Source organism: Peribacillus sp. Hz7 (genome assembly GCF_042136355.1).
GTDB lineage: Bacteria > Bacillota > Bacilli > Bacillales > DSM-1321 > Peribacillus > Peribacillus asahii_A.
Genome location: NZ_JBHHJV010000052.1, coordinates 1 through 2,069 on the forward strand (window position 1 = coordinate 1; position 2,069 = coordinate 2,069).

The window sequence follows — 2,069 nt, forward strand, 5'->3', positions numbered from 1 at the left end:
CACGGCGGTAACACGGGTTCGAATCCCGTAGGGGTCACCATTTTGGAGGATTAGCTCAGCTGGGAGAGCATCTGCCTTACAAGCAGAGGGTCGGCGGTTCGATCCCGTCATCCTCCACCATTTGCATGAGTCATTAGCTCAGTTGGTAGAGCATCTGACTTTTAATCAGAGGGTCGCAGGTTCGAATCCTGCATGACTCACCATCTTAATATGCGCCCGTAGCTCAATTGGATAGAGCGTCTGACTACGGATCAGAAGGTTATGGGTTCGACTCCTTTCGGGCGCGCCATATTTAAATTTAACATCATATGGTCCGGTAGTTCAGCTGGTTAGAATGCCTGCCTGTCACGCAGGAGGTCGCGGGTTCGAGTCCCGTCCGGACCGCCATACGCGGGTGTAGTTTAGTGGTAAAACCTCAGCCTTCCAAGCTGATGATGAGGGTTCGATTCCCTTCACCCGCTCCAAATATGGGCCTATAGCTCAGCTGGTTAGAGCGCACGCCTGATAAGCGTGAGGTCGGTGGTTCGAGTCCACTTAGGCCCACTATCGTATAGTATTTTCTTATTATTCAACAGCAGCTTACAAAGAAATGACACTAGTCCAAATAGGGCTAGTGTTTTTTTGTTAAACTATGAAATATCATTTTGTTTGAAACTATTTTAAATGTTTATCGTATATTTATAAAGTATCTAAGAGTATCTCGATAATCTTAGGAAGCTATTTTACTTACATATTAAAACGTTGAAGGGAAGAAACACTATGTTCAAAAAGATTTTAGCCAGCTTAGGAAAAGGGGCTGCGACCGTAGATTTACAGTTCAATCATCAGCAGTATCAAGCAGGGGAAAATATTCAAGGAGAAGTCGTTATTCAAGGTGGTGAGGTAGAGCAGAAAATCAATCAATTGGCTGTTCGCCTCATGATGAATGTTTCACTGAAGCAAGGTAACGTTTCTAAGGAAATTGCGTATATACCGCTTATGAGCCGCGACCGCATTCAGCCTAAAGAACAAAAGGTGATCCCTTTTCATTATGCACTGCCTACTAATATCCCGGTTTCACGAGGAACGGTTTCCTATCATTTTGATACACACCTAGATATCGAGGGAGGAGTCGACCGTAAAGATGTCGATCATCTCATTGTTCAACCACAAGGAGCACTTCAAGCAATTTTTAATGCAATGGGCCGATTAGGTTTTCGAGAGAAGGCGGATTCAGGTAAAATTGATCAATATGGTCAGGAATTTGCCTTTTTCCCTACTCAGGCATTCTTAGGACAAGTAAGTGAAGTGGAAATGCGCTTTGCTGCTGAACAATCAGGGATTTCTGTTTGGATGGAAGTAGATTGCAAAAACGGCTACAAAGAAGTGGAAGCAAAACGAGAATTTCGCTTAGATTGGACAATTCTTGAAAATGAAGCAGAGCTTGAGAAAGTATTAGGGCAATATATCGCTGAAGCAGTTGAACAGCCATATGTTTATGCACAGCCTTTTTCTTATGAGGCTAATCATCATCACGGTATTTCTTCCGCTTTACCCGGCATGATTGGCGGATTAGCTGTTGGCGTGTTAGGAGGTATGTTAGTTGCCGAAGTGATGGATGAGTTTGTTGAGGAGGTGTTTGAAGAAGAAGCAGAGGAGTTTGAGGAAGCCTTTGATTTCTTCGGCGGTGATGATAGTGAGGAGTCTTAATTAATATATAAAAAGGCTGTCCTTTCAGGGCAGCCTTTCTATTTAGTTGAACCATTATTCTCCTCAGATACTGCCTTTTTGCGGTCCTTAAAGTGTGTTGAAGGCCAAAATCGAGAAAACGAGCCAGGGAAATGTCCTTCATCGGGGTTATGAGGGACAAAATCAAGAAAATGAGCCAGGGAAATGTCCTTCATCGGGGTTATGAAGGCCAAAATCAAGAAAATGAGCCAGGAAAATGTCTTTCATCAGAGTCATGAAGGACAAAACCGAGAAAATGAGCCAGGAAAATGTCCTTCATCGAGGTCATGAAGGCCAAATTTGAGAAAACGAGCCAGAGAAATGTCCTTCATCGGGGTCATGAAGGCCAAAATCAAGAAAAC

Annotated in this window: 1 protein-coding gene and 6 tRNA genes; all 7 read left to right on the top strand. The window is 43.5% G+C overall.

Annotated features, from left to right (window positions below; genetic code table 11):
* Positions 1-44 precede the first annotated feature (44 nt).
* The 7 genes from ACE199_RS23390 (at position 45) to ACE199_RS23420 (ending at position 1,689) form a co-directional block, all read left to right on the top strand.
* Positions 45-120: transfer RNA gene (locus ACE199_RS23390), tRNA-Val, on the top strand.
* A gap of 7 nt (positions 121-127) precedes the next feature.
* Positions 128-203, top strand: a tRNA-Lys gene (locus ACE199_RS23395).
* Positions 204-212: 9 nt separating this feature from the next.
* Positions 213-289 (top strand) — tRNA-Arg (locus ACE199_RS23400).
* A gap of 21 nt (positions 290-310) precedes the next feature.
* Positions 311-387, top strand: a tRNA-Asp gene (locus ACE199_RS23405).
* 3 nt (positions 388-390) lie between these two features.
* Positions 391-464, top strand: a tRNA-Gly gene (locus ACE199_RS23410).
* A 5-nt stretch (positions 465-469) separates the two neighbouring features.
* Positions 470-543, top strand: a tRNA-Ile gene (locus ACE199_RS23415).
* A 216-nt stretch (positions 544-759) separates the two neighbouring features.
* Positions 760-1,689, top strand: coding sequence for a sporulation protein (locus tag ACE199_RS23420; protein WP_375351910.1), 930 nt, complete (start codon positions 760-762; stop codon positions 1,687-1,689).
* Positions 1,690-2,069 lie beyond the last annotated feature (380 nt).